This window comes from Streptococcus tangpeifui (assembly GCF_011038795.1).
GTDB classification, from domain to species: Bacteria; Bacillota; Bacilli; order Lactobacillales; family Streptococcaceae; genus Streptococcus; species Streptococcus tangpeifui.
Genome location: NZ_JAAKDU010000010.1, coordinates 20,567 through 42,569, shown reverse-complemented (window position 1 = coordinate 42,569; position 22,003 = coordinate 20,567). Strand labels below are relative to the sequence as shown.

17 protein-coding genes and 1 pseudogene are annotated in these 22,003 nt (G+C 41.3%); 8 read left to right on the top strand and 10 right to left on the bottom strand.

The genetic code is table 11. The annotated features are described in order from the left end of the window. The first annotated feature begins 31 nt into the window (after positions 1 to 31). Positions 32 to 1,309, top strand: a complete 1,278-nt coding sequence (locus G7Y32_RS08285) for an aminotransferase-like domain-containing protein (protein ID WP_165212813.1) — start codon at positions 32 to 34, stop codon at positions 1,307 to 1,309. A gap of 342 nt (positions 1,310 to 1,651) precedes the next feature. Here G7Y32_RS08285 and G7Y32_RS08280 read toward each other — a convergent pair whose 3' ends face one another. From G7Y32_RS08280 to G7Y32_RS08255, 6 genes and pseudogenes are all read right to left on the bottom strand, one after another. Beyond that, positions 1,652 to 1,990 (bottom strand): ATP cone domain-containing protein, encoded by a 339-nt coding sequence (locus tag G7Y32_RS08280; protein ID WP_004229942.1) that lies wholly within the window; start codon positions 1,988 to 1,990, stop codon positions 1,652 to 1,654. Positions 1,991 to 2,209: 219 nt separating this feature from the next. Next, complete coding sequence (gene dapA, locus G7Y32_RS08275) at positions 2,210 to 3,157, bottom strand: 4-hydroxy-tetrahydrodipicolinate synthase (RefSeq protein WP_165212812.1); 948 nt, start codon at positions 3,155 to 3,157, stop codon at positions 2,210 to 2,212. A 236-nt stretch (positions 3,158 to 3,393) separates the two neighbouring features. Beyond that, complete coding sequence (locus G7Y32_RS08270; RefSeq protein ID WP_165212811.1) at positions 3,394 to 4,470, bottom strand: aspartate-semialdehyde dehydrogenase; 1,077 nt, start codon at positions 4,468 to 4,470, stop codon at positions 3,394 to 3,396. 410 nt (positions 4,471 to 4,880) lie between these two features. Further along, complete coding sequence (gene cls, locus G7Y32_RS08265) at positions 4,881 to 6,401, bottom strand: cardiolipin synthase (RefSeq protein WP_165212849.1); 1,521 nt, start codon at positions 6,399 to 6,401, stop codon at positions 4,881 to 4,883. A gap of 151 nt (positions 6,402 to 6,552) precedes the next feature. Continuing rightward, positions 6,553 to 7,739: pseudogene (locus G7Y32_RS08260) on the bottom strand (FAD-dependent oxidoreductase). A gap of 201 nt (positions 7,740 to 7,940) precedes the next feature. Further along, complete coding sequence (locus tag G7Y32_RS08255) at positions 7,941 to 9,611, bottom strand: formate--tetrahydrofolate ligase (RefSeq protein WP_165212803.1); 1,671 nt, start codon at positions 9,609 to 9,611, stop codon at positions 7,941 to 7,943. Between the two features lie 180 nt (positions 9,612 to 9,791). Between G7Y32_RS08255 and G7Y32_RS08250 the strand changes: the two genes are divergently transcribed. From G7Y32_RS08250 to G7Y32_RS08235, 4 genes are all read left to right on the top strand, one after another. Further along, positions 9,792 to 10,478: a phosphopantothenate--cysteine ligase gene (locus tag G7Y32_RS08250; RefSeq protein WP_165212801.1), complete on the top strand. Its 687-nt coding sequence runs from the start codon at positions 9,792 to 9,794 to the stop codon at positions 10,476 to 10,478. Further along, entirely contained in the window at positions 10,471 to 11,019 is a 549-nt protein-coding gene (gene coaC / locus G7Y32_RS08245; RefSeq protein WP_165212799.1) for a phosphopantothenoylcysteine decarboxylase, read from the top strand. Before G7Y32_RS08250 ends, coaC begins: the two co-directional genes overlap by 8 nt. Then, a complete protein-coding gene (locus tag G7Y32_RS08240) occupies positions 11,009 to 11,581 on the top strand; it encodes an ECF transporter S component (protein ID WP_165212798.1) in 573 nt (190 codons plus the stop codon). The genes coaC and G7Y32_RS08240 overlap by 11 nt, the downstream gene beginning before the upstream one ends. A gap of 141 nt (positions 11,582 to 11,722) precedes the next feature. Continuing rightward, positions 11,723 to 13,441 carry a phospho-sugar mutase gene (locus G7Y32_RS08235; protein WP_165212796.1) on the top strand — a complete coding sequence of 573 codons (1,719 nt, stop codon included), beginning with the start codon at positions 11,723 to 11,725 and terminating at the stop codon, positions 13,439 to 13,441. Between the two features lie 352 nt (positions 13,442 to 13,793). Here the strand turns inward: G7Y32_RS08235 and G7Y32_RS08230 are convergent, their stop codons facing one another. Then, positions 13,794 to 14,411, bottom strand: coding sequence for a phosphate-starvation-inducible PsiE family protein (locus tag G7Y32_RS08230; protein ID WP_165212794.1), 618 nt, complete (start codon positions 14,409 to 14,411; stop codon positions 13,794 to 13,796). Positions 14,412 to 14,923: 512 nt separating this feature from the next. Between G7Y32_RS08230 and G7Y32_RS08225 the strand changes: the two genes are divergently transcribed. Together G7Y32_RS08225 and G7Y32_RS08220 are read left to right on the top strand one after the other, a co-directional pair. Continuing rightward, complete coding sequence (locus tag G7Y32_RS08225) at positions 14,924 to 15,193, top strand: Blp family class II bacteriocin (protein WP_165212792.1); 270 nt, start codon at positions 14,924 to 14,926, stop codon at positions 15,191 to 15,193. A gap of 57 nt (positions 15,194 to 15,250) precedes the next feature. Then, positions 15,251 to 15,508, top strand: a complete 258-nt coding sequence (locus G7Y32_RS08220; RefSeq protein WP_165212790.1) for a hypothetical protein — start codon at positions 15,251 to 15,253, stop codon at positions 15,506 to 15,508. Positions 15,509 to 15,640: 132 nt separating this feature from the next. On the opposite strand, the gene G7Y32_RS08215 is transcribed toward G7Y32_RS08220, so the two are convergent. Both G7Y32_RS08215 and gyrA read right to left on the bottom strand, forming a co-directional pair. Then, on the bottom strand, positions 15,641 to 16,417 hold the full coding sequence (locus tag G7Y32_RS08215; protein ID WP_165212788.1) for a class A sortase: 777 nt from the start codon (positions 16,415 to 16,417) through the stop codon (positions 15,641 to 15,643). Next, entirely contained in the window at positions 16,404 to 18,875 is a 2,472-nt protein-coding gene (gene gyrA / locus G7Y32_RS08210; protein ID WP_165212786.1) for a DNA gyrase subunit A, read from the bottom strand. Before gyrA ends, G7Y32_RS08215 begins: the two co-directional genes overlap by 14 nt. Positions 18,876 to 19,081: 206 nt before the next feature. Between gyrA and G7Y32_RS08205 the strand changes: the two genes are divergently transcribed. Continuing rightward, positions 19,082 to 20,071 (top strand): L-lactate dehydrogenase, encoded by a 990-nt coding sequence (locus tag G7Y32_RS08205; protein WP_165212784.1) that lies wholly within the window; start codon positions 19,082 to 19,084, stop codon positions 20,069 to 20,071. A gap of 332 nt (positions 20,072 to 20,403) precedes the next feature. On the opposite strand, the gene nox is transcribed toward G7Y32_RS08205, so the two are convergent. Beyond that, on the bottom strand, positions 20,404 to 21,774 hold the full coding sequence (nox, locus tag G7Y32_RS08200) for a H2O-forming NADH oxidase (protein ID WP_165212782.1): 1,371 nt from the start codon (positions 21,772 to 21,774) through the stop codon (positions 20,404 to 20,406). Positions 21,775 to 22,003 lie beyond the last annotated feature (229 nt).

Genomic DNA, 22,003 nt, shown 5'->3' with positions numbered 1-22,003 from the left:
GTCTTATTCTAAAACTGTATGGGGACAGATTATGCCTAGTAAATTTCAAACTCTTTACCAAAGCCTAGCCCAAGCCATCAGAAGCGGACAATTCAAAAAGGGCGAGAAACTGCCCTCGATCCGCAAACTGAGTCAAACTTACGGCTGTAGCAAGGACACAGCCCAGCGAGCCCTCCTTGAACTCAAATACCAAAATCTGATTTACGCTGTCCCAAAAAGCGGCTACTATGTTTTAGAGGGTAAGGATCAAGACGGCGACAATCTGGCGATTAGCCTTGCGGCCTATAATAAGCTAGCCTACCAAGACTTTAAAATCTGCTTATCTGAAACTCTTGTTGGGCGAGAAAATTATCTCTTCAACTACTATCAGCGTCAGGAGGGGTTAGCTGAACTGTTAAGATCCCTGCAGAACCACCTTCTTGAACAGGATATTTACAGCAAGGTGGAAAATCTAGTAGTTACCTCGGGAACTCAGCAAGCCCTTTATATTCTAACTCAGATGGCATTTCCCAACCAAAAATCAGTTATTCTTCTAGAACAGCCCACTTATCATCGAATGAATAGTCTAGTGAGAGAGCAAGGCTTGCCTTATCTAACAATTGAGAGAGATTTTTCTGGCCTCGACCTAGAGCAACTAGAAAAATTCTTTCAAAGCCATCCTATCAAATTTTTTTATACTATCCCAAGAATCTCCAACCCTCTAGGCCTCTCCTATAGTTCCCAAGAAAAACAAGCTCTAGTTGATTTGGCCCAGCGCTATGATGTCTATATTATCGAAGATGACTATATGGGCGATTTTACAAAATCTGAAAATCTACCTTTACATTACTACGATACCCATGAGCGTGTTATTTACCTCAAATCTTTTTCAACTACCCTCTTTCCAGCTTTGCGATTAGGGATGTCCGTTTTGCCACAAAGGATCATGAACGATTTCCTTGCCTACAAAAAATTGATGGATTACGATACTAGCCTGATAATGCAGAAGGCTCTATCCCTGTATTTAGATAACGGTATGTTTGCTAAAAATCTTAGTCAGCTCAAGAACTTCTTTGATCAACGTCTGGATCAGGCCACAGCGCTCTGTCAGAATTTACCTGATTATTTAAACTGCCAAATTGGTCCTAAGCATATTAGTATTGAACTACCAAAGAAATTCAAATTAGGACGTTTTAAAGAAAGAGGCATCCAAACGCTGGATTCATCCACAAGAGTTGACCAGCATGAGCTCCCCTATCTTTATCTAGCCAATAATCAAACACTAGTGGGAGAAATCAAGAAGATTAAACAAATACTCAAGACTTTGTAAAAAAATCACATTTTTTCTCCTACTTAATCATCCAAAAAAGAGTGGGAAAGAACCAAAAATTGAAAATTTTGGGTTCTTTCCCACATCCTAATTTTAAAGTGGTGACCTGAAACGGTCTCTCCCCTGACTGTTTCACTCTCACCCCCGCACGGTTGACCAGGTTTTCTGCTTTGACCTTGCGGCAAAAGGAAAATCTGTCAGCAGTGTTCACAGCTAATGAACTTGCAGGGGCAAGACTTTCTTGGTCTAGGTCTAGCCAAGAAAGTCTTTCTCCACCCACTGCACCAAAAGTTTACTCTAAAACAAGAAGACTGGACAAGTTTTTATCCAGTCTTTTAAACGTTATTTCAATTTTTCAAAACGCAAGTGAACTGCAATTTGATTCCCATAACCATTGCGTTCCAAATCTCTTTGTAAACGGTAGGAAATATAATGCTCCGCAATATTAATATAACCGGCATCCATGAGACGATTTTCAACTTGAGATTGCACCATCGAGATAGTTGGACGGTCAGCATGAGCTTCCTCCAAATCAATCACAACCTTCTTGGTGACTTCTGCCAACTCTTGACGAAGCTTATCATCAAGGACAAAGACAGATTGAGCCGCCTTGAGAATAGCCTGATAAATTTTATCTGGATCAAATTCAACAACTTGACCGCTGCGTTTGGTAATTTGCATGAAATTGCCTCTTTTCTATTCAGAAATTCAACTCTTAGATAACTCGAAGCTTTTAAAAGCTGGGAAGAAAACTGACAGACAATAGAATACTGAACTTCCTTCCGCAAATAATAGAGGAAGATATCTGAGTTTAGACACCCTCACTACAACCATTATCCTTGGCTTAGTCACTTTTGTCAAGCTAAGTGTCCGTCAGTTCTAAGTCGCTAAAGCCCAGCATTAGTAATCTGGACGCACAACACCTGTCACCGTTTGACGAGTGGCTTCGATGTCTTCTTCTAAGACTACCTTGATAATGCGTTTTTCTTCTTCTGGTGTGCAAGATACTAGAGGTAAGCGTAAAGGGCCAACGTCAAAGCCCAGATGATTGAGAACAGCCTTGACAGGAGCCGGACTTGGAACAGAAAAGAGAGCATTAACTTTAGGAATGAATTTACGTTGAATACCAGCAGCTCTCTTGATGTCATTCTGCTCAATAGCCTGCAACATTTGATACATTTCTTCCCCATTAGAATGACTAGCCACTGAAATCACACCATCAGCTCCGATATTCATGGCATGGAAAGCTTCACCATCTTCACCAGTATAAATCAAGAAATCATCAGGCTTATGTTCAATCAGATAAGCCATATTATCCAGACTAGTGCACTCCTTAACTCCAATGATATTAGGATGTTCTGCCAAGCGCAGCATAGTATCTGGAGCCATTTCTACCACGACCCGACCCGGAATATTATAAATAATAATAGGGAGGTCACTGGCATCTGCAATAGCCTTGAAATGCTGATACATTCCTTCTTGGGAGGGTTTATTATAATAAGGGACGATAGCTAAACCAGCTGCAAAACCGCCAAAGGCAGCAACTTCCTTGGCAAAATCAACAGAATCTCGGGTATCATTAGTACCCACCCCAGCGATTAGAGGCACACGTCCATTGACAATTTTTTGCACTGCCTTAAAAAGCTCCAATTCCTCATCGTGAGTCAAAGTAGGACTTTCGGCAGTTGTCCCAGCTAAAAGCAGACCTTGAGTGTGGTGGGTCAAGAGATGTTCAACTAAATCAGGCAAAGCCTCAAAGTTGATAGAGCCATCAGGATTAAAGGGCGTAATCATTGCCGTAATAAGTTTCGCATGACGCAGTTGTTGGATGGATTCTTGCGCAGTCATAATAACCTCCTAATTATGCTTGAACCAAGGTCATTCCCCTCAGTAGGGTTCGACCAATATTTTCATTATAAAAAGAGGGCTGGAGACTCCTGTCCCAGACCCCAGTGTAGCTAGATAGTCAGAGAAAATTGAAATGAGACAGAGTTAGAACTTATAGGCTTGCATTTAACGATTGTTTTGTTTGGCCAATTGACTTTCTAAAGCTCTTTTCTTTTATATGATACCTCAAGTACAACTTATTTCAATTCAAATTTTAAATCCTTTGTTGGACGAACCAGGCCTTTTTCATGGAGCGTTTCTGCAATTTGCACAGAGTTCCAAGCTGCTCCTTTAAGCAGATTGTCAGAAACGACCCACATGTGAATACCTTTTTCGACATCTAAGTCCTTACGAATCCGACCGACAAAGGTTTCTCGTTTACCGACAGCATTGACTGCTTGTGGATAAACTTGATGGGCCACATCATCTTCCAAAACAGCCCCTGGAAAATTGGCGATAGCTGCCTTTACCTCTTCAATCGGTGCGACTTCCTTGGTTTCAATATAAACAGATTCTGAGTGAGCCAAGAGAACAGGAATCCGCACACAAGTTGCTGAAACAGCAATCGAGTCATCTTCCATGATTTTCTTCGTCTCATTAGTCATCTTCATTTCTTCATAGGTGTAATCATTAGCAGTGAAGACATCAATCTGGGCCAATGCATTGAAAGCGATGGGATAATGTTTCTTATCGCCACCTGTTGGCAAAATATCTGCCTCGATGTCTTTAGGATCCTTACCATCATTGAGGACTTCCTTGAGTTCACGTTCAGTTTCATTGATAGCTGATTGACCGGCACCTGAAACTGCCTGATAGGTAGAAACAATGACACGTTCTAAGCCCCATTTTTGCCGAATAGGCTCCAAAGCTACCATCATTTGGATTGTTGAACAGTTAGGACAAGAGACAATCCCATTGTGAGCTTCCAAAGCATGAGCATTGACTTCTGGAACAACTAAAGGGACATCAGGATTTTGCCGGAAATAAGAGGTGTTATCCACAACAACAGCTCCTGCTTTAACGGCATAGGGAGCAAACTTAGCTGAGACAGAACCACCTGCAGAAAAGAGAGCAATGTCAACCCCTGCAAAAGAATCCTCTGTCGTCAATTCAACTGTTATATCCTGTCCCTTATAGTTAAGAACCTTACCTGCTGAACGGCTGGATGACAAAAGGCGCACTTTATCAATCGGCAGACTGGACTGCTCCAATTGTTGAATCATGCGAGTTCCAACGGCACCTGTGGCACCAACAACAGCTACTGTGTATCCCATAGTTTAGACCTTCCTCATAGAATGTTCGTCAAAATTTTCTAAAAATTTATAATAGATTCATTATACACCTTTTTAAGAACCTTGAAAAGTCCAAACCAGCTTTTATCAAGAAATACAAAGATATTAAAAACCTCAGAACCCCCTGATAAGTGCTAATATGTTAGAAAGAAGGGTTCCTTACTTTAAAAGGCAGTCTGATGTATAGTAATCTTTCATCACATTTTGATAGCTTTTTGAATTGACACAAAAAACCTAGACTCTCGCCTAGGTTCAAGGGCACTTATTCAGTGTGATAGAAAGGTTCACACAGACTATCAAGGTCCGCTCCTGCGTTAATGACCTCCCTGCGCAATTGGCCTAAAAGACCAAATCGACTCATCGCATAGTCACATTGTAACATAGGACAGATTCTAAAGCAAGGGAGCAATGGCCTTAACGACTGCTCCAATTGCTTTGACTGAAACTGGCAATTCCTTAAGACTTTGCTCGGTTACTTGACGACAATCAGCCAAAGTCTTCTGGAAGTCTCGCTCAATCTTAGGAATTTCCGAAGAATGATAAAGGTAGGCAGCACACTCAAAATGGTGGTAGAGGCTGCGGTAATCTAGGTTAATAGTCCCGACAACCGAACGACTATCATCAGCTACAAAGACCTTGGCATGCACAAATCCTGGGCTGTATTCATAAATTTTCACCCCCGAAGCCATCAATGATTTGTAGTAGGTTTTAGCCAAATAATATGGCACCTGCTTATCAGGAATACCCGGCATAATAATTTTAACATCCACACCCCGCTCAGCTGCAAACTTGAGAGCATGCTCCATTTCACTATCTAAAATGAGATAAGGCGTCATGATATGCACGTAATCACGCGCCTGATTGAGAATATCGATATAAACATTCTCGCCAACTTTTTCATTATCCATAGGCGAGTCACCAAAGGGAATAATAAAGCCATCAGTCGAGAGCTTATTGGCATGTTGACCTAAATAGGCTTCTACTTCTGTTCCGTCATCTTTAATAGTTTTCCACATTTGTAAGAACAGAATCAAGAAAGTATCAACGGCATGTCCACGAACCATAATAGCCGTATCTTTCCAATGACCGAAGCGTTCAATTTCATTGATATATTCATCGGCCAGATTGACCCCACCAGTGAAGGCAACTTCACCGTCAATAACGACAATTTTACGGTGGTCACGGTAGTTGTAATAGGTTGATAGGAAAGGTGATAAAGGAGCAAAGGCCCGTGATTGAATCCCCAAACGTTCAAGTCGCTTGCTGTAATCAAAGCTCAAGGTAGTCATTTCGATCATACCGTCATACATCACTCGAACTTCAACGCCTTCAGCTACCTTCTCTTCCAAAATGGATAGAATTTCACCCCACATCAGCCCCTCATCAATGATGAAGTATTCCATAAAAATGTAGTGCTTAGCCTGACGCAGTTGCTTCTTGAGTTCAGCAAATTTTTCCTCCCCAGATGAGAAATAGGTAACTTGGCTATTTTTATAAACCGGGAAATGATTATCCCCAAAGCTGAGATACTTAGCCAGATTAAAAGCTGTACTGTGAGAGGTCTTTAATTCGGCTAAGACTGAATCATTTTGACGGAGTAAGGGAACGGTCTTTTCAACATTCCCCTTTAACTGTCGCTTCATGCCATTATAGCCCCAGTCAATCTTAGTGTAGAGCAGGAAGAGACCTCCCAAAACTGGCATGGGTAAAACAACCAGCATCCAGGTCAGCTTAGCCGTACTATCCATATCACTATTAATTAAATAGAGAACCGAAGCAACAGCAATAAGTAAGCCAGCAATTTGAATATGAATTTGGTATTGTTGAAACCACACATAACCCGATGCAATCACGTAAAGTTGCAAAATCAAAAGCAGTACAATGACCGTTGTCCGGCTAAAAATCCCCCGCAGTAAGCTCCGTTGACCTCGTTTTAAGAGCCGCCTTGTTTTTGTTTCTTCGTCTATGACAATCTCCTCCTTCATAGATTAGTTTCCTATCATTATATCACAAGATTAAGGTAAAAAAGTTGAGACAGAAAAAATATTTTTCCTGCCTCATTTGTTAAAAATTAAAAAGATCATTCAAATTTTCAGCCATCGTTGGATGCGTGAAAATTTGCTTTTGAAAATAAGTATACGGAACCTGATTATCCATAGCCATAGTGATAAGATTGATTAACTCTTGCGATTCTGCTCCAAAAAGAGTCGCTCCCAAAATAAGCCTGGTATTAGTATCCACCACTACTTTGAAAATACCGCGCAAGTCAGCATTAACATGAGCACGCGGCATACCCGCAACGGGCAGAACGTTAGCCTTATAAGGCAAGCCCTGTGCTTTAGCTTGAGCCTCATCAAGCCCCACACGCGCAAGCGGTGGATTGATAAAGGTCGTATTTGGAATATGGTGCCGGTTCTTATTAGAATAAGACTTATCCCCATTTAGATAATTCCAGACAATACGAAAATCATCTAAAGAAACATAGGTAAATTGCAAACCGCCTGTCGCATACAATACAGCATCGAAGGAATAAGTTCCGTTTTGTGTCGTAATAAGGACTGACTTTTCTTCATTAGAAACTTGTGAAATATTCGAACCTAGTTCAAATCTCACGCCTGCTTCTTCCATATACTTTTGTGCAAGAGCAGAAATCTCCTCTTCTTCACGACTAAAAATGCGTGTCAGAGGGTCAAAACAGTCACTTCAGAGCCGAGTTTAGCGTATAGACTAGCGAATTCTAAACCAATATTGCCCCCACCGATAATTCCCAAACGCTTAGACTGCTCTTTCAGAGTTTGAATACCCGTAGAATCATAGACTTGCTTGCTTTCGGTCAGACCAGGGATAGGAAGAACATTAGAAACAGCGCCTGTATTGATAATAATAACTTCTGCTGTTAGTTTCTCAGTTTGATTATCCGATGAAATTTCCACAACTTTATCAGCAAGAAAGCGCGCTTTGGCATTGTAAACATCCGCTGTTGCCGCATTGTCTAACATAGCAAAATTCTTAGCACGCAGACGAGAAGTTACCACTTCTCTTTCTGCCATTGCTGATTTAAAATCATGCCCTGTCTCCGCAGCATGAATAAGAACCTTGGTTGGAATACAACCGATATTGATACAGGTACCGCCGTACATCGTCGCATCTGCTTCAATCATAGCAACAGATTTTCCCTGAGCGGCTGTTTTAGCAGCCAGTGTCTTACCAGCTTTACCAAAACCGATAACAATCATATCATAAGTTTTCATGGTATGGCTCCTTTTAGTGATAGTAATTATTATAGCAAGGCTTATGACCACTTGTCAGAAATCTGCTACGAAAAAAATCACAGAAGGAAATCTGCGATTTTTTTGTATGTGAGACGCATCAACTGATGCACAGATTAAGTTTTAACAATACCACCTGCTTAAAAATCCTTGGTAATGTTATTAACAGAGAATTTCACCTGATCAGAACAATCCCAAAGCTGTGCCATCTTCGTCAACATCCATCTTAAGAGCGGCTGGTTGCTTAGGCAAGCCAGGCATAGTCATGACATTGCCAGTTAGGGCAACAATAAAACCTGCACCCGTTTTAGGAACCAACTCGCTGATAGTAATGGTGAAATCATTAGGTGCCCCTAGTAAATGTTGATTATCTGAGAAAGAATACTGGGTTTTGGCCATACAGACAGGTAGCTTATCCCAGCCGTTAGCTTGAAATTGCTTGAGTTGCACCTTAGCCTTAGCTGTAAACTCGACTCCCTTTCCACCATAGATTTCTTTGACAATCGTCGCAATCTTTTCTTCCAAACTAGCTCCGTTATCATAGAGACGGTGATAGTCGCTGGTTTGGTGTTCGACTAGCTCAACTAAGCGTTTAGCCAAAGCTTGTCCTCCCTCAGCACCATCTGCCCAGACACTGGTCAATTCAATGGGTACAGCCATTTGCTCACAAAGCTCTTTAAGGGCTGCAATCTCCTCTTTAGTATCCGAAACAAATTCATTGATAGCTACGACAAGCGGCAAGCCAAATTTACGAATATTCTCCACATGGCGTTTGAGGTTAGCAAAACCAGTCTTAACCGCCTGAACATTTTCCTTCATTAAATCGGCCTTAGCAACCCCACCATGCATCTTGAGAGCCCGTAGAGTTGCCACAATAACCACAGCATCTGGAGACTTTGGTAGATTTGGTGTCTTGATGTCGAGGAATTTTTCCGCTCCTAAATCAGCTCCAAAACCAGCCTCAGTAACAGCATAGTCCGCTAAAGCAAGAGCCGTAGTCGTCGCCAGTACTGAGTTACAGCCATGTGCAATATTCGCAAATGGACCGCCATGAACTAGAGCCGGTGTTCCATAGATAGTTTGGACTAGATTCGGTTTAATAGCATCTTTCAAAATCAAGGTCAAGGCTCCCTCAACTTTAAGGTCTCGAACATAAACCGGACTACGATCATAGCGATAACCAATAACAATATTTGACAAACGCTCCTTGAGGTCCTTAAGATCTGTTGCCAGACAGAGAATAGCCATGATTTCCGAAGCCACGGTGATATCAAAACCGTCTTCCCGCGGAATCCCATTGACTGGACTGCCTAAGCCAACAGTTACATGGCGTAGGGCACGATCATTCAGATCCACAACCCGTTTCCAAATAATCCGCCGCTGATCAATGCCCAGCTCATTGCCTTGATGGAGGTGATTATCAATTAGAGCAGATAAGGCGTTATTAGCCGTTGTGATGGCATGCATATCACCAGTAAAGTGGAGATTGATATCTTCCATGGGCAGAACTTGAGCATAACCGCCCCCAGCAGCTCCTCCTTTGATTCCCATTACCGGACCCAAAGAAGGCTCCCGTAAGGCAATCATGGTTTTCTTACCCAGTTGATTAAGGGCATCAGCTAAACCGATGGTCACAGTCGATTTCCCTTCACCCGCTGGTGTTGGATTGATGGCTGTTACCAAAATTAATTTACCAGCTTCCTGATTTTTCAAACTCTTGATTTTATCAAAAGAAATCTTAGCTTTGTGCTTGCCATACAATTCTAAATCATCAGTCTCAATGCCGACTTTCTTAGCAACTTGAGCAATAGGCTGGAGCTTAACATCCTGTGCAATTTCAATATCAGACTTCATGAAATACCTCGCTTTTAATAGGATAAAACCATTATAACAGACATTATAAAAAATACGCATGTTTCCTATAATTTATTTTTTATCGTTCGGCTTTAATACCTTCAATAAGTCCTATAAAGATTGTTATCCTTAGCCTATCAAATCGTTTACTAAAATAGGACTTTTTAGTATAATCGTCCTATGAAAATTCTAATCACATCGGGCGGTACATCTGAAAAAATTGACCAAGTCCGTTCGATTACTAATCATTCTTCAGGTAACCTAGGCAAAATGATAACGGAACTCTTCCTGCAAAATGGCCATCAGGTTACTCTTGTTACAACCAAGGCTGCAGCGAAACCCCAGAAGCAAGATGGCCTGACTCTCAAAATTGTCAGTGACGTTGCTAGCCTCCAAGCAACTTTGGAACCCTTGGTGAAGACGCATCAGGTCTTCATCCATTCTATGGCAGTTTCCGATTATACTCCTATCTACATGACCGACTTGACTGAGCTTCAGAAAACTTGCGATGTGAACCAATTATTAAAGAAAAGTAATCAAGAAGCTAAGATTTCATCGGTAGCGGATACACAAGTGCTCTTTCTTAAAAAGACACCAAAGATTATCAGTCTGGTCAAGAAATGGAACCCTTCTATCCGTCTGGTGGGCTTTAAGCTCTTAGTTGATGTTCCTAAAGAAGAGCTTATTGCAGTTGCTAGAGACAGTCTCAAACGTAACCAAGCCGAATGCATCATCGCCAATGACTTGACCAATATTAATGACCAGCAGCATATCGCTTATCTGGTTGATGAAAGTACAGAAGGACTGGCTCACACAAAGGCAGAAATTGCTCAGAAAATTTACGAAAGGATAATCGCACATGACTAAAAACATCCTACTTGCTGTAACGGGGTCTATCTCAGCCTACAAGGCAGCAGATTTAACCAATCAGCTCAGAAAATTAGATTACAGCGTTCAAGTTATCATGTCCCAGGCAGCGACAGACTTTATCACTCCACTGACCTTACAGGTCCTTTCAAAACAGCGCGTCTACCTCGATGTCATGATCGAGGAGCAACCAGATCGCATCAACCATATCGACCTAGCTAAGGAAGCCGATCTTTTCATCGTTGCCCCTGCTTCTGCCAATACCTTAGCCAAATTAGCTAATGGCCTTGCGGATAATCTAGTAACGGCAACTGCCCTAGCTCTTCCTAGTGGCCTGCCAAAACTAGTTGCCCCCGCTATGAATACCAAGATGTACGACAATCCTCTCACCCAGCGGAATCTATCAATACTTAAAGAAGTTGGCTATCAGGAAATCGAACCGCGCTCCAGCCAATTGGCCTGCGGAGATACCGGCCGCGGTGCCCTTGCAGATCTTTCAACGATTGTTAAAAGAATCGAGGAGGTTCTAAATGAATCGTAGAAATAAGTCTCAGAAAGTTGCCCAAACTGCTCTTCTCTTAGCCACCATGGTCGTCATTGAATTTGTCAGTCAAATTATCTTTGCGACCTTTGCTCTTCCCATCAAACCAACTTTGACAATGATTCCTGTCATCATCGCCTCTATTATCTACGGTCCTCAGATTGGTGCCAGTCTAGGCGGCTTTATGGGAATAATGAGTATCATTAGAAATTCAGTTATCCTCTTACCAACCAGCTATCTCTTTTCTCCATTTGCTCCCAATGGTTCTTGGAAGTCTTTGATTGTTGCCCTTGTTCCGCGGATTTTGATTGGGATTTTCCCTTATTTCATGTATAAAACAATAAAAAATAAAGCAGGATTGATTCTATCAGGCATTGTCGGCTCCTTGACGAATACCATTTTTGTTTTCTTAGGTATCTATCTGCTTTTCTCTGGGGTTTACACTGGTAGTATTCAGCATTTATTAGCTGCCGTATTTACCACAAATGCTCTGGCTGAAATGATTATTGCTGCTCTCTTGACAACAGCCTCTGTTCCAGTCTTGCAACGTTTGAAAAAATAATCCTCAGTTAAATAGCTCTACAAATGCTGAAAAATAGCCTCTCTGGCTATTTTTTTGCGATCATCGTCATCCCCGTCCAAGCTTGAAGCTGTCTTAATGATATGGTATAATGAAAGCGTTTAAAAGATAAAGGAGGCACTCATGACTTATACTGAAAACTATGAAAAATGGCTCAACTATGCGGAACTCCCCGATTATCTCCATGACGAACTTGTCAAGATGGATGAAAAGACCAAGGAAGATGCATTCTACACCAACCTCGAATTTGGAACAGCTGGTATGCGGGGTATTATTGGTGCTGGGACTAACCGTATCAATATCTACGTGGTTCGCCAAGCAACTGAAGGTTTGGCGAAATTGATTGAAACCAAAGACCAAGCGATTAAACAACGTGGAGTAGCCATCGCTTATGACTCCCGTCACTTCTCTCCTGAGTTTGCCTTCGAATCAGCTCAAGTCTTGGCTCAACACGGTATTAAATCCTATGTCTTTGAAAGTTTGCGCCCAACACCTGAACTATCCTTTGCTGTTCGCCATCTGGGAACTTTTGCCGGTATCATGGTAACCGCCAGCCATAATCCTAAACAATTTAACGGTTACAAAGTCTATGGTGAAGATGGTGGGCAAATGCCGCCTCACGATGCCGACGCCTTGACAGACTTTATCCGATCTATTGATAATCCTTTTGATATTCAACTAGCTGATTTAGAAACCGCAAAAGAGGCTGGTCTTATTACTGTTATTGGTGAAGATGTTGATAAGGAATACCTCAAAGAAGTCAAAGGTGTGAACATCAATCAAAAATTGATTGATGACTACGGTAAAGACATGAAAATTGTCTACACACCGCTTCACGGTACAGGTGAAATGCTGGCTCGTCGGGCTCTAGCTCAAGCTGGCTTTGATTCCGTCCAAGTGGTTGAGGCTCAAGCAGTCGCTGACCCCGACTTCTCAACCGTCAAATCTCCAAACCCAGAAAATCAATCAGCCTTTGCTCTTTCTGAGGAACTGGGACGCCAAGTAGATGCTGATGTCTTGGTGGCAACTGACCCTGATGCTGACCGTCTCGGTGTTGAAATCCGTCAACCAGATGGCTCTTACCTCAACCTTTCAGGTAATCAAATCGGTGCACTGATTGCTAAATACATCTTAGAGGCTCACAAAACAGCAGGCACTTTACCAGCCAATGCGGCTCTTTGTAAGTCTATCGTTTCAACCGAATTGGTAACCAAGATTGCCCAAAGCTACGGTGCAACCATGTTCAATGTTCTAACCGGTTTCAAATTCATCGCTGAAAAGATTCAAGAGTTTGAAGATACAGGCAATCATACCTATATGTTTGGTTTTGAAGAAAGCTTCGGCTATCTCATCAAACCGTTCGTTCGTGATAAGGATGCTGTCCAAGCTGTCTTGATTGTCGCTGAAATTGCAGCCTACTATCGCTCTCGGGGTATGACTTTAGCCGATGGCATCGCTGAAATCTATAAGGAATATGGCTACTATGCTGAAAAGACAATTTCAGTAACCTTATCTGGTGTTGATGGTGCCTCTGAAATTAAGAAGATTATGGACAAGTTCCGCAATAATGGTCCTAAGGATTTCAATAAGACAGCTATCGTCAAAATCGAAGACTTCTTAAACCTAACTGCCACTAGCCAAGATGGTAACGTTGAAAAATTAACGACACCGCCAAGCAATGTGCTCAAATATCATCTGAGCGATGATTCTTGGATTGCTGTACGTCCATCCGGTACCGAACCCAAAATCAAATTCTATATTGCAACGGTTGGTGATTCTGAAGCTAATGCTAAAGAAAAAATTGCAAGTATTGAAGCAGAAATCAATGACTTTATTAGCTAATGAATGCAACACTTAAATAACCAAAAAGGAGCCCCATTTCAGGAGCTCTTTTGATTTTGCAACAAAATTTACTAGGGAGATAGACAGATCAACTGAAGACCAGGTCCTAAGAGCTTGTATAACACCTACTGTGTTACAGTCTATACAGTCTAGAGAACCGTTGAATATGAACAATTGAGCAAATATAATGGGTACTGCTTCTCCTTCAGTTGTAAGCGATTTTTCATTTTTCAAGATATCCTAAAGACTCGAATTCTTGGTACTATGGAAATTTTGTCTTTGACACTTGAACATCACTAAGTGAATGATAAAAATCGCCAGCTTTTCTAAAAAATGTTCAAAATATCAGAGACTATGAAAGAGACTTGATGATCTCTACTCTTGTAATCACCCCATCTTTCATACTGTCAACCCGCAAGGCGACATCATTTAAATAAACAGCTGCACCAATCGTAACATGCTTTTCCTCAGCCTCCAAATGACGGGCAACAAAATCTCGCAATAACTCACCCTTTTCACCAACTAAATTAACACGCGCTAAAATATTAGCAATCTTAACCTTTTGACTTCCTCGGACAATAATATTAGCAGAATCATCAAAATTAGTGAAAAGATATTTACGCGTGGCAAAAAGGGCCACAATCGCCAAAATACTCCATAGAGAATTCAAACCGCTGCTTTGATCGACAACAACATGCCTCGCTATGGCAAAGAGTAGAACCTCAATGACAGTCGCCGAAGTATGCTTACTCAGCATTTTGATTAACTCAACACCAATAGCAATACTCATGGCTTGATTGAGAAAATGCTGTAGATAGTCTTCAATAGGCCCTTGAGAATGAAAAACCCCCATAATATTCATAGCCAAAGAACCAGTCGCAAGGATAAGAACAATCATTAAAATAAAGGAAATCAAAATTTCGACATAAAACGCCATTTCATAAAAACTTACCTGCAAAAACTTCCGCATAAAATCCCCCCATAATCAATATTGAGTTACACATAGCTGTTTCTCTATTATAACCTATCTCAAAAAGAAAAGGTAGCTTCGAAAAATTATCAGTATAGGAAGAAATTTTGGATTCTCTACATCTTATTCTACCACATAATGTCTGTAGACATTGAGCCATGACTCCTTAGCTTTACCAAACGAAATCAAGTATCATAGTTACACATACAAGTTATAAGTCATGTCCCAATCTAGTTTTCAGGTTACAAATTTCCTAGCTGGCAGAACCAATCAACAGAGCAGTTATAACTCCTTAGCCAGTATGTATTAGTTAGAAGCTCGACATCTAATGTTTGAGAAAAATTCAAGAAAATTATTAATCTTTTTACAGAATAGTTAATCTCTCTTAACGAATAACCTTTTCTCTTGAAATTAATTTAAATTATATTAAAATGAAAGTATATTCAACAAATGAGTTGGTACCACTCGCTTTGGAGGATATAAGAGATATTTTAAATAGAGGGAGTATTATAATGAATACTTTGGCGTTTGAACAATTTGATGCAGTGGATACTGAAGTGCTTTCTACTGTAAAAGCGGGTGATTCTTGCACTAATGGGACGATAGGTTCTGTTGGTATATGGGCACTTGGTGGTGCGGCACTTGGAGCAACAATCGGTTCTGGTGTTGGTCCTGAAGGTAGTGTTGCTGGTGCCGTTGTTGGTGGTGTTATTGGTGGCATTGGCGGGGCTATCGTAGGTTATATAGACGGTAGACACGATTATTGCCGTGCAGCTGGCTAATTAGCTCTTGCTACCCAATTTAGTGGAAGTTTGAATGATTAAAAGGAGTCTTAGATTATGGATATGCAAGCCTTAGAACAATTTGACCTAGTAGATACAGAAGCCCTTGCTACTATAAAAGCTGGTGAGTGTGAAGATAGAACGGGTGCTTTGCTTGGTCTAGGTGAAGGAGCACTAGCTGGTGCTAGTTTTGGTGCTACAGTAGGTAGTATGGTTCCCGGTGTAGGAACAGTAGCAGGTGCCCTAGTAGGTCTTCCCTATGGTATGATATTTGGTGCATTTAAGGGTAGTGCTGATGGACAATGTCACGCTTAAGTTATTAGGCTTAAGAGCTACCAAAACAGTAGTTTAATTATAGTTAAAGAACCTGCCCTTCTCTTTCAGTGGGCAGGTTCTTGTTTATAAAAAATCAGCTTTTGGTGTTCTGCCGGAAGCTGATTTTTCCATTTACATAGATAATTGGTTGTACGAGCGATTAAAGGCATCTAACATTCTTTGTGAAGCCTTATCATAGACTACCTCTTTCTTATAATTAGCTGAGACAATGATCCGATGACTAGCTTCTGCATCATCACAGGTAACCAAGGTTAAGGTCTTAGAACCTGGCGTATCGTCGATAACGGCAACATCAGATGGATCAACCGTCTTAACCTCTGTAATCACATAGGTATAAACTTTATTTTTATCGGTCAGATAAATATCCATCCCATTTTTTGCATGATCCAAAGGAGAAAAGAGCATTTTGGAAGCACCAGTGACACCAAAAACGTGGTGACTAGCCAGAGCATAGTTATTCTCACCGCCCATGACTTGGTTTTCCTTCATGGTGCCAGCCCCGTAAGAAAGCTCAGTATTCCCCAATCCCTTAAAGATTGGCAGATTTAACTCTAAATCAGGAATAGCAATTCCGCCGATAACCGGCAAATCTTGAGCATCCATCTGAGAACTGATAACTGACTGAGCTGAAACTGATTCAACCGAATCAAAATCGTAATTCACCTTGGCCTTTTTATTCTTTTTCAGAGTCTTCTCATCCACCTTAGAAACTTGATATTTATTGGTATTCCAGGCAATCAGCGAATTCCGAATAGAACGATTAAAAACCAGAGCAAGGCCGACTACTAACAGCAAAACAACTAAAATTGTTCTCAGCCAATGATGCTTTTTCTTAGAAGAATCCCTCTTCTTATGGTAATCTGACTGCCGAGATTTAGCTGTCTTCATTTACCTCTTGCTCCTTCTCTTCCTCTTTACTATCTTCTTCATTTTCAATGAGGGCAAATGTCACAATCTTAGCACTATCATCCAAGCGCATGACCTTAACTCCCATGGTGGAACGACCAGTTTGAGAGATATTAGAAACACCAGTTCGGATAATAATACCGGTATCCGTCATGATCATGATGTCTTCATCACCATGTACAGTTACTAGACCTGCTAAAGAACCGTTCTTATCGGTGATATTAGCAGTCTTAATGCCTTTACCACCACGACCCTTAGTTGGGTATTCACTGGCAAATGTTCGCTTACCGTAGCCTCTTTCAGTGATAACCAATACTTCTTGAGCATCAGTAATAACTGAGGCACCGATAACTTGGTCACCATCACGCAAGGTAATTCCCTTGACACCTGTCGCACCACGCCCCATATTCCGAACAACCTCTTCTTTAAATCGAACAGAATAACCAAATTGGGTACCGATGATAATATCATCTTGACCAGTTGTCAAAAGGACATTGATCAATTCATCACCATCCTTAAGATTAAGAGCTCGCAGACCATTTTGCCGAATATTAGCAAATTCCGAAATGTTGGTCCGCTTGACGACTCCCTGCCTGGTCGTAAAGAAGAGAGACTTTTCAGCAATCTCCTTTTGATTAAGACTGATAATGGTTTGAATAGTTTCTCCTTCAGTCAATTTCAGGAGGTTAACAACCGGCAAACCCTTGGCTGTCCGTCCATATTCTGGAATTTCATACCCTTTGAGGCGATAGACACGGCCTTGGTTGGTAAAGAAGAGAACCACATCGTGGGTACTGGTTGAAACCAAATCTCGCACGAAGTCGTCATCATTAACGCCTGTTCCTTGAACACCACGGCCGCCACGTTTTTGAGCTCGAAATTCATCCTGAGCTAAACGTTTGATATAGCCCTTATTTGACAAAGTAATGAGAACGTCCTCTTCTTCGATTAGGTCTTCATCTTCTAGAGAAAGGACTTCACCAACCATGAGCTCCGTTCGACGAGGATCAGCAAATTTGCGCTTGATCTCATCCATCTCATCTTTGATAATGGTCACAACCCGCTCTGGTTTAGCTAAAATATCAGCCAAGTCAGCAATCAAAGCCAAGAGATCATTGTATTCATTTTGAATCTTGTCACGTTCCAAACCGGTCAAACGGCGCAGACGCATATCGAGAATAGCCTGACTTTGGCGCTCGGATAATTCAAAACGAGACATGAGCTCGGCTTGAGCTTCAGCATCAGTCTGGCTGCCCCGAATAATAGCGATTACTTCATCCAAACGATCTAAAGCAATCAGCAAGCCTTCTAAAATATGAGCTCTAGCTTCAGCCTTTTCCTTATCAAAACGAGTCCGGCGAACGATAACTTCTTTTTGGTGCTCAATATAGTTATCAATGATTTGTCGCAGTGACAAAATCTTTGGCACACCTTTTTCAATGGCCAGCATATTAAAACTAAAGTTCGTTTGCAAGCTGGTTAATTTGAACAAATTATTGAGGATAACATTAGCAGAGGCATCGCGGCGGACCTCAATAATAAAACGGACACCTTCACGACTGGATTCATCACGAACAGCTGTAATGCCTTCCACGCGCTTTTCCTGAGCCAAGCGCACAATATGCTCATGCACCTTAGTCTTATTGACACCGTAAGGAAACTCTGTCACAACGATACGTTCTCGACCCGATTTAGTCGTTTCAATCTCGGTGCGTGAGCGCAAAACGATAGACCCCTTACCCGTTTCATAAGCGCGATGAATACCCGATTTTCCCATAACAAGAGCACCTGTAGGAAAATCTGGACCGGGCATAACCTCCATAATATCTCTAGTTGTAGCATCTGGATTATCCATCACTAGCTTCACGGCATCAATCGCTTCACCTAAATTATGTGGTGGAATATTAGTCGCCATCCCAACAGCAATCCCTGTTGCACCGTTGACCAGCAAATTAGGAAAACGAGCCGGCAAAACCAGCGGCTCCTTTTCACTACCATCGTAGTTATCTTGAAAATCGACGGTATTTTTATTGATATCACGGAGCATCTCCAAGGCTATTTTGGACATACGGGCTTCGGTATAACGTTGAGCCGCAGCGCCATCACCATCCATAGACCCAAAATTCCCATGACCATCAACCAACATGTGACGATACGACCACCATTGAGCCATCCGCACCATGGCTTCATAAATAGAGGAGTCCCCGTGGGGATGGTATTTACCCATGACATCCCCAGTAATCCGAGCGGATTTTTTATGGGGCTTGTCCGGCGTGACTCCCAGTTCATTCATCCCGTAGAGAATACGACGGTGAACCGGTTTGAGACCGTCTCTAACATCTGGCAGGGCCCGAGCGACAATAACACTCATGGCATAATCAATGAAGCTGGTCTTCATTTCACTGGTCAGATTCACATCTACTAGATTATTATCTTGCATTAAATCTGTCTCTTTCTTGTTTAAGTATACCATATCATTATAGCATATTTGGGGGATTCTTTCAGCAATTTCACCTATGAAATCAAGCTTTCACGGGTTTGCAAAGTTTACATTTTCCAACCATTAGCTAGTGACATTTACGATAAAAGGTGGTAAGATAATACTGTATGGGCTTAAGCCTAAAAAAATTAAGGAGATGTTTAGACATGACTGCAACTAAACAACATAAAAAAGTCATCCTCGTTGGTGACGGTGCCGTAGGTTCTTCTTACGCATTCTCACTTGTCAACCAAGGAATCGCTCAAGAGCTTGGTATCATCGAAATCCCACAATTATTTGAAAAAGCTGTTGGTGATGCTCTTGACCTCAGCCACGCCCTTGCTTTCACTTCACCTAAGAAGATTTATGCTGCTAAGTACGAAGACTGCGCTGATGCTGACCTTGTTGTTATCACTGCGGGTGCTCCTCAAAAGCCAGGTGAAACTCGTTTGGATTTGGTTGGTAAGAATCTTGCTATCAACAAATCAATCGTTACAGAGGTTGTTAAATCTGGTTTTAACGGTATCTTCTTAGTTGCCGCTAACCCAGTTGATATCTTGACTTATGCAACTTGGAAATTCTCAGGATTCCCTAAAGAGCGCGTTATCGGGTCAGGTACTTCACTTGATACAGCCCGTTATCGTCAAGCTTTGGCAGACAAAATTGGTATTGATGCACGTTCTGTCCACGCTTACATCATGGGTGAACACGGTGACTCTGAATTCGCTGTTTGGTCACATGCTAACGTTGCCGGTGTTAAATTGGAACAATGGCTACAAGATAATCGCGATGTTGATGCAGAAGGCTTGATTAGCTTGTTCGAATCTGTTCGTGATGCTGCTTACACTATCATCGAAAAGAAAGGGGCAACTTTCTATGGTATCGCCGTTGCCCTTGCCCGTATCACTAAAGCTATTCTCGATGATGAAAATGCTGTCTTGCCACTGTCAGTCTTCCAAGAAGGCCAATACGATGGGGTTTCAGATTGCTTTATCGGTCAACCCGCTATCGTTGGGGCTCACGGTATTGTGCGTCCAGTAAACATCCCTCTTAATGATGCAGAACTACAAAAGATGCAATCTTCAGCTACGGCTTTGAAAGCTATCATTGATGAAGCTTTTGCCAATCCAGAATTCCAAGCTGCTTCTAGAAACTAAGCAGACTAAAAACGAGATAAAGAAAAAAGGTTGAAAAGTTCATTTTTCAATCTTTTTCTTTTACTAGACTTATTTGATAACCAAAACTGGTATGCTAAACTCATGAAAGCCGCATACGAAAAGCCCTAAAACCTTACTCAGCACATTTAAAATGGTTAAGCTAAGTTGATTTGTGGCATTATCAATTAGGAAAGGCGTTAGTTTTCGAGCAAATTTACTGATTATTATATCCTAATAACGCGTCGACAACCACATCTTTTATTTTGGCAAAATTGTGTTCATGAAAAGCAAAAGGCCGTTGATGCTAAAGACATCAGCGGCTTTTTCAGGATCTATTTCTCTGCTCCAAGAGCTGCCATTGTAATATAGTTATATGGCTTGTTGAAATGTGGGAGGAAGAAAATATCGGTCAAGGCTAATTTATCAATAGTGACGCCTTCTTGAATAGCCAATGAGAACATGTGAATCCCCATAGAAATATTTTCCCTAGAAGCCATCTGAGCCCCTAGAACTTTGCGGTTATCCTTATCGTAAACAATTTTGAGAGTAACAGGCTCATTAGCAGTTTCCATAAATTCAGGCTTCTGTAAATCAGTAAATTCAGTTACTGCTGCATTAAATCCTAACCGCTTGGCTTTCTCCAAGGTTAAACCAGTCGAAACCATGTTGAAACCATAGATTGAGATACCATTAGATCCTTGGACGCCAATACCTTCTAAATCATGTCCAGCAGCATTATGAGCTGCTACGATACCAGTTCGAACAGCATTAGAAGCTAGAGCAATGTAGTTTGTATCTCCAATAGCATTATCATAGATGGTTGCACAATCCCCGATAGCATAGACATCCTTGATACTAGTCTCTTGCTTTTTATTTACAATCCATGCACCATTGCGGAAGGTATCTAAACGACCTTCCCCAAGAGCAGTATTTGGTCGGAAACCAACTGCCATGATGACCATATCTACATCAAATTCGGCCTTATCGGTAATAATCTTTTCAACCTTATGCTGACCAGCAATTTCCTTAACAGTTTGGCCAAAGGCTAACTGGATACCGTGATCCGATAAGTTCTTAGCCATATTGTCAGTCAAATCACGATCGTAGTATCCTGCCATACAGGTATCAGCGACATCAATTAAGACGACTTCTTTCCCCTTGCGTTGGAAAGCTTCAGCTAATTCAACTCCGATATAACCTGCACCAACTACAGCGACACGGCTAATATCCTTATCTTTCAAACGTTCAATAACGTCTTGAGCATTTTGGTAAAGCTTAACAAATTGTAAGTTCTCTAAAGTTGCTTCAAACTGACGGGAACCTTCTTTGAGAGCGGCCCCCTTAATTGGTGGCAAAATAGGTTGCGAACCTGTTGCTAAAATTAATTTATCAAATGACTCTTGATGTTCCTGACCATCAACCAAAGCTGTCACAATCTTTTTATCATAGTCAATATGGGTAACAGGTGAGTTCATATAAACCTTGGCACCAAGGCTTTCAAGTTCTTCTTTGTTTGAATAAAATAGACCATCACCAGTCGAGATTTGGTCACCAATCCAAAGAGCCATACCGCAGCCTAAGAATGAGATATTTGAGTTCTGATCAAAAGTAACAACTTCATTTTCAGAACCGTAATTGGTCAGAATCGTTTTGATAGCTGCTGTACCAGCATGGTTCGTTCCGACAACAACAATTTTTGCCATAAGTTTTCCAACTTTCTATTTTGGTTACTTCTAAAGCCTATCATAATTTGTAAGCGATTACAAATTATATGCTCACAGCTTTCAGAAAAAACTGAGAAAATCAGGAGGCCTAATTGATAAAAACTACTGAACTCATGAAAAAACGACTCATTGTCAACTGTAGTGGGTAACTCTGAGAGGTGATATACTCGAGAAAAAAAGAGATCTTATCCCAAACTTGGAATAAAAT

Excerpts from the sequence above, each read along its gene's own strand:
- G7Y32_RS08285 (WP_165212813.1), top strand. The coding sequence starts at position 32 with ATGCCTAGTAAATTTCAAACTCTTTACCAAAGCCTAGCCCAAGCCATC.
- G7Y32_RS08280 (WP_004229942.1), bottom strand. The coding sequence starts at position 1,990 with ATGCAAATTACCAAACGCAGCGGTCAAGTTGTTGAATTTGATCCAGAT.
- dapA (WP_165212812.1), bottom strand. The coding sequence starts at position 3,157 with ATGACTGCGCAAGAATCCATCCAACAACTGCGTCATGCGAAACTTATT.
- G7Y32_RS08270 (WP_165212811.1), bottom strand. The coding sequence starts at position 4,470 with ATGGGATACACAGTAGCTGTTGTTGGTGCCACAGGTGCCGTTGGAACT.
- G7Y32_RS08255 (WP_165212803.1), bottom strand. The coding sequence starts at position 9,611 with ATGAAGTCTGATATTGAAATTGCACAGGATGTTAAGCTCCAGCCTATT.
- G7Y32_RS08250 (WP_165212801.1), top strand. The coding sequence starts at position 9,792 with ATGAAAATTCTAATCACATCGGGCGGTACATCTGAAAAAATTGACCAA.
- coaC (WP_165212799.1), top strand. The coding sequence starts at position 10,471 with ATGACTAAAAACATCCTACTTGCTGTAACGGGGTCTATCTCAGCCTAC.
- G7Y32_RS08240 (WP_165212798.1), top strand. The coding sequence starts at position 11,009 with ATGAATCGTAGAAATAAGTCTCAGAAAGTTGCCCAAACTGCTCTTCTC.
- G7Y32_RS08235 (WP_165212796.1), top strand. The coding sequence starts at position 11,723 with ATGACTTATACTGAAAACTATGAAAAATGGCTCAACTATGCGGAACTC.
- G7Y32_RS08230 (WP_165212794.1), bottom strand. The coding sequence starts at position 14,411 with ATGCGGAAGTTTTTGCAGGTAAGTTTTTATGAAATGGCGTTTTATGTC.
- G7Y32_RS08225 (WP_165212792.1), top strand. The coding sequence starts at position 14,924 with ATGAATACTTTGGCGTTTGAACAATTTGATGCAGTGGATACTGAAGTG.
- G7Y32_RS08220 (WP_165212790.1), top strand. The coding sequence starts at position 15,251 with ATGGATATGCAAGCCTTAGAACAATTTGACCTAGTAGATACAGAAGCC.
- G7Y32_RS08215 (WP_165212788.1), bottom strand. The coding sequence starts at position 16,417 with ATGAAGACAGCTAAATCTCGGCAGTCAGATTACCATAAGAAGAGGGAT.
- gyrA (WP_165212786.1), bottom strand. The coding sequence starts at position 18,875 with ATGCAAGATAATAATCTAGTAGATGTGAATCTGACCAGTGAAATGAAG.
- G7Y32_RS08205 (WP_165212784.1), top strand. The coding sequence starts at position 19,082 with ATGACTGCAACTAAACAACATAAAAAAGTCATCCTCGTTGGTGACGGT.
- nox (WP_165212782.1), bottom strand. The coding sequence starts at position 21,774 with ATGGCAAAAATTGTTGTTGTCGGAACGAACCATGCTGGTACAGCAGCT.